General features: G+C 71.0%; 6 protein-coding genes. All 6 read right to left on the bottom strand.

All coding sequences use genetic code 11. The annotated features are described in order from the left end of the window. The coding region (locus VNJ47_01865; protein HXG27582.1) for a heme biosynthesis HemY N-terminal domain-containing protein at window positions 1-1,158 on the bottom strand (1,158 nt) is incomplete at its 3' end. Further along, a complete protein-coding gene (locus tag VNJ47_01870) occupies window positions 1,155-2,321 on the bottom strand; it encodes a uroporphyrinogen-III C-methyltransferase (GenBank protein ID HXG27583.1) in 1,167 nt (388 codons plus the stop codon). The genes VNJ47_01865 and VNJ47_01870, both read right to left, overlap by 4 nt. A gap of 32 nt (window positions 2,322-2,353) precedes the next feature. After that, a complete protein-coding gene (locus VNJ47_01875; GenBank protein ID HXG27584.1) occupies window positions 2,354-3,124 on the bottom strand; it encodes a uroporphyrinogen-III synthase in 771 nt (256 codons plus the stop codon). A 7-nt stretch (window positions 3,125-3,131) separates the two neighbouring features. Further along, the gene (gene hemC, locus VNJ47_01880; GenBank protein HXG27585.1) at window positions 3,132-4,061 is read right to left on the bottom strand and encodes a hydroxymethylbilane synthase; all 930 of its coding nucleotides are present in this window, start codon (window positions 4,059-4,061) and stop codon (window positions 3,132-3,134) included. A gap of 124 nt (window positions 4,062-4,185) precedes the next feature. Next, the gene (locus VNJ47_01885; protein HXG27586.1) at window positions 4,186-4,932 is read right to left on the bottom strand and encodes a LytTR family DNA-binding domain-containing protein; all 747 of its coding nucleotides are present in this window, start codon (window positions 4,930-4,932) and stop codon (window positions 4,186-4,188) included. Continuing rightward, window positions 4,929-5,115: sensor histidine kinase (locus VNJ47_01890; GenBank protein ID HXG27587.1), on the bottom strand; the 187-nt coding region annotated here is incomplete at its 5' end. The genes VNJ47_01890 and VNJ47_01885, both read right to left, overlap by 4 nt.

The raw sequence follows: 5,115 nt of genomic DNA on the forward strand, positions 1-5,115 counted from the left end.
CTGCCGGTAGGCCGCCTGCGCGGCGGCCGCGTTGTGGGTGGCTTCGTGCACGCGACCGAGCTCCAGCAGCGCGTCCGCGCACGGCTTCAGCTTGAGGCTGGCTTCGAGATAGCTGCGTGCGCGCCCCCACAGCTTGTTCTGCCGGCACAGCCGCCCCGCCACCAGCAGTAGCACCGGCTCCTCGCCATGCTGCTTGAGCCAGGTCTCCACCGCCGCCAACTGCGCCACCGGATCGGCGCCCTGCAGGCTGCTGAACAGCAGCGCCAGATCGGCATCCCAGACGTGATCGAGGGCATTCCTGAGCAGTTCGATGGCCTGGTCCTGGGCACCGGCGGCCACTAGCAGGCCAGCCTGGGTGTGAACCAGCCGCGGATGGTGCCGCAGTCGCTTGGGCAATTCGGCCCAGGCCGCCCGCAGGGCCTCGGCGCCCTGGGCCGATGCGGCACGCAGCAGATGCTGCTGCGCTTGCACGGCCAGTTCCAGCCAGCGCTCGGACGGCAGCAGCCCGGTCTTCTCGATCTCCAGCAGCAGCGGATAGAGCGCCGCCCAGTCCTGCAGCCGGGCATACAGTTCCGCCAGCATCTGCCGTGCGCGCGGCTGGTCGGCCTCCAAGTGCCGCACGCGCAGCAGACTGGCCAGCGCCTGGGTCAGCTGGCCCTGCTCCATCTGCAGCTCGGCCTGGGTGAGCAGCACCGCGATCTCTGCATGCGGCTTGGCGCCGTAGGCCAGGCGCAGGTACTGGTCGCGCTTGTCCAGATCGCCGCGGCGCTGTGCCACGCGTGCCGCATAGAGGTAGTTGACTACCGACGCGTCGTGCTGCGGCGCCTGGCGGGTGATCTCGTGCTCGGCCGCGGTCCATTTGCCCTCGGCCAGCTTGATCAGGCCGCGCACCAGCGACTCGCGTGCGCGACGGTTGCGCCGGTTGCGCAGCGCCTCCCGGATATTGCCTGGCAGCAGCAGACCGAAACGCAGCAGCCGCAGCAGCAGCAAACCGGCCACCACCAGCAGCACCAGCACGAACACGAAGAAGGTCAGCGAAGTTTCGACGGTGTAGGGGCTGTAGTACAGCAGCACGTAGCCGTTGTTGCCGTAGAAGGACAGCGCGATCAGCGCACCGGCCAGAGCGATGAGCAGGAACAGCAGCAGTGGTCGCATCATGGCGTAGCGGCGGCCGCGGGCGCGGGCTTCTCCGGCGCGGCGGCCGGCGGCACCGGCGCGGCCTGGGTCGGCTTCACGCCGCGCGCCTCCATCTCGCGCCGCAGCAGGTTGAGGCTGCCGGTCACGTCGGGCAGCGTCCAGTCGAGCTGCTCGCGCTCGAGGGCGGTCAGTTCCTTGACGGCGGCCGCCACCTGCGGATCGGCCGTGTCGAAGTACTCCTCCAACCAGCGGCGCGCGCCGGCGACACCGGCACGGAAGCCTACGGTATCGCGTTGCAGCGCCGACAGCCGCGCGCTCTCCAGCTTGAGCTGCAGGTTCTGGTACAGGAAGAAGGCCTGGTCGGGCGGCAGCAACGGCTCCAGCGGCCGGTTCTCGCGCCGGATGACCACCAGCCCGCGCAGCGCGCGCGCCAGCGTCTGCAGGAAACGCTCGACGCGGCCCTGTGCCGGCGCGGCGGCTTGCGGCGACTCGGTGGCGCTGAAATTCGCCGGCACCGGCGAGCGCAGGGGCATGCGCGGCACGTTGGCGGCGAGTGTGGACACCGTCAGGGCGATGGCCTCGATGTCGGGCTGCGGGATCGCGCGCAGCGCTGCCATCTCCTGCGCGATGCGCGTGCGCACCGGCAGCAGCTGCGGATCGGCCGCCACGCCGAGTCGCTGGCTGGCGGCCTCGAGCGCGCGCAGCGCGCCGGCCACGTCGGCCTCCAGCAGCAGGCGGTCGTTGGCGTTGAGCAGCAGATACTCGACCTCGTACAGAATCCAGGTGCGGCGCCCGCCCTGGATCATGGATGACAGCTGCCCGGCCGTGGCCACGGTCTGCGCCAGCTGCTCCTCCGCCTTCGACGCGCGCTCGGTGAGCTGCGTACCGGCCGCGGCCAGGCTGTCCTGGCGCTCGGTCAGGCTGCGCAGACCGGGACGCAGACCGTCCTGGATTTCACGGCGGATCTCGTCCACGCGCAGGTCGAGGCGCTCGATCTTGCGCTCGAAGGACTTCTCCAGGTACAGCGCCCCGAGCAGTGCGATCAACCCCATCACGAAGGAGACCGCCAGTATCCACAGCGCGGTGCGCGCGGGCCGGCGGACCTGGGCGGGCGGCCGCGCCAGAATGTCCACGGGCGGGCGCGGGGCACTTGCGCTGGCTTTGGGGCTGCTGTCGGGATTCATCGCAGGCTCGCGGGGTGAAAGCGGTGGAACACTCAGTGGGCCATGTGCGCGTGCCACTCGTGCAGCGCTTCGAGGATGTCGTGATCCGAAATATGCGCCGGAATCAACGGCGTAGAGATGAAGCCGAGATCCTGCGCCATTTGTACCACACGCTGACTCGGCACCACCAGCTGCACCGCGAACAGTGCCGAACGCTGGCTGGCGAGGCTGGCCAGATGCTCCAGTGCCTCGCCGCTGGTGACCACGATCGCGTCGATGTCCGACACCAGCGCCTCCAGCTGCCGGGGCTTGATCTCGGCTGGCACGCGCCGGTACACCTCGGCCTGTTCGACCAGCGCGCCGCGGCTGCCGAGCACGCGCGGCAGCAGGTCGCGCCCGCCTTCCCCCTTGACGATCAGCACGCGCTGGCCGCGCAGATTTTGCAGCGGCGGCAACGCCAGTATGTCCTCGCTCGAGGCGCCGCTGTCGGGCGCCAGGCCCTTGCCCAGCCCCGCTTCTTCCAGCGCGCGCGCGGTGCCGGCGCCGATGCACACGCGCCGGCTCGGCCAGCGCGCACCGTCCGGCGCCAGTGCCACGCCGTTCTGCACGGCGTTGATGCTGGTGAAGATCACCCAGTCGAAATCCGCCACGCGCGCCAGCAGGGCGCGCGCCGCGGCCGGATCCTGGGGCGGCTGGATGCTGAGCAGCGGCAGTCGCACCGCCTTGCCGCCCTGCGCCTCGATCAGCTGGCACAGTGGCTCGGCCTGGTGCTCCGGGCGCGTGACCCAGACGCGCAGGCCCTGCAGTTTTCGGTTGCGCTTCATGCGGGCGTCAGTGGGGCTCCGTCAACTGCTGCAGAATGTCAGCACCGCCGTCTGCCAGCAAGCGCTCGGCCAGGCGGGCGCCCAGTTCGGCGGCGGCGTCCGGTGCGCCGCGCAGTTCCGCCTCGATCAAACGGCTGCCATCCGGCAGGCCGATGCGGGCGCGCACGCGCAGCTCGCCCGCCAGCAGCTCGGCATGGCCGGCCAGCGGCGTCTGGCAGCTGCCGCCGAGGCCGGCGTTGAGCGCGCGCTCGGCCCGCAGGCGGATGGCGGTCGCCGGATCGTTCAGGCCGGCGATCAGGGCGCGGGTGCGCTTGTCGTCACGGCGGCACTCGATCCCGATCACGCCCTGGCCGATCGCTGGCAGGCAGACGTCCGGCGGCAGCACCGCACGGATGCGCGCCGCCAGGCCCAGGCGCTTTAAGCCCGCGCAGGCCAGGATGATGGCATCGAATTGGCCCTCGTCCAGCTTGCGCAGGCGCGTCTCGACATTGCCGCGCAGCGGGCTGAAGCGCAGGTCGGGCCGGTGATGCCGCAGCTGGCACTGGCGGCGCAGGCTGGCGCTGCCGACGTGCGCGCCCTCCGGCAGCTCGTCCAGGCCGGCGAAACGAACGGAGACGAAGGCATCGCGCGGATCCTCGGCCGCCAGCACCACCGGCAGGCACAGGCCCTCCGGCAGCTGCGCCGGCACGTCCTTCATCGAATGCACGGCGAGGTCCGCGCGCTGCTCCAGCATCGCCTGCTCCAGCTCCTTGACGAACAGGCCCTTGCCGCCGACCTGCGACAGCGGGCCTTCCAGCCGCACGTCGCCGGTGGTGGTCATCGGCAGCAGCTCGACCCTGAGGCCCGGATGCGCGCGCTCGAGCAGGCCCTTGACGTGGTTGGCCTGCCACAGCGCAAGCGTACTCTTGCGGGTGGCGATGCGGAGTAAAGCGGTCACGGTGGAACTTTAATGTCTCGTCACACCGGCGAAAGCCGGTGTCCAGTGCCTTTTTAACGACGCTGGATTCCGGCCTGCGCCGGAATGACAAACAACAAATCGAGCGATTGTCGCGTGCATGTGCCTAATTTCCCGTCCCCAACAGTTTACGCACCTCGGGCAGCTTGCGGTGCGACACCGGCAGCGGTTGGGGAACGTCGCGCAGCCGCACCTGGAAGCCGAAGCCCGGGCTGCGCTCCAGCTTCTCGATGAAGCGCGTCTGCACCAGCGCCTTGCGGTGGATGCGCAGGAAGCCGCGGCCCAGGCTCTGCTCGAGCGAGTCGAGCGATTCCTCGATCAGGCACTCGCCGCGCAGGTGGCGCACGGTGGTGTACTTGCGGTCGGCGAGGAAATACAGCACCTCGTTCACCGGCACGCGGCGCAGGCCGTCGCGGGTGTGCGCGCTGATGAAACTGCGGCCGGGCGGTGCGGCGGCATCCTGCGCCGCCTGGGCCACGGCCAGCAGCTGCGCGCGCGTCGGCCGGCGCGCGCGCGCCAGCGCCTCGGCCAGCTTGTCCTGGCGCACGGGCTTGAGCAGGTAGGCGACCGGCGCGGCCTCGAAGGCGGCCAGCGCGTGTTCGGCGAACGCCGTGGTAAACACGATCGCGGGCGGCGCGGGATGCTCGGCCAGCCGCCGCGCCAGCTGCAGCCCGTCCAGGCCGGCCATGCGGATGTCGAGCAGCACCAGATCGGGCTGCGTGGTGGCGATCAGAGCGAGCCCGGCCTCGCCGTCGGCCGCCTCGCCGGCGACGGTCCAGCCCGGGATGTCCGCCAGCAGTCGCCGCAGGCGCTCGCGCGCCAGCGGCTCGTCGTCGATGATGACCAGCTTCACGCCACCACCCCCGGGCCCACCGCCGGCAGCCGCAGCCGCGCGATGAAGCGCTGCGCGCCATGCTCGGTCCGCAGTTCCGCCGCGCCGCCGTAGATCAGCGCCAGGCGCTGGCGGATGTTGTCCAGCGCGCTGCCCGCACCCAGGCTCTGCTGCGGCTCGGCTGGCACCGGATTGTCCACCTCG

The sequence above is a fragment of the Nevskiales bacterium genome (assembly GCA_035574475.1).
Taxonomy (GTDB): domain Bacteria; phylum Pseudomonadota; class Gammaproteobacteria; order Nevskiales; family DATLYR01; genus DATLYR01.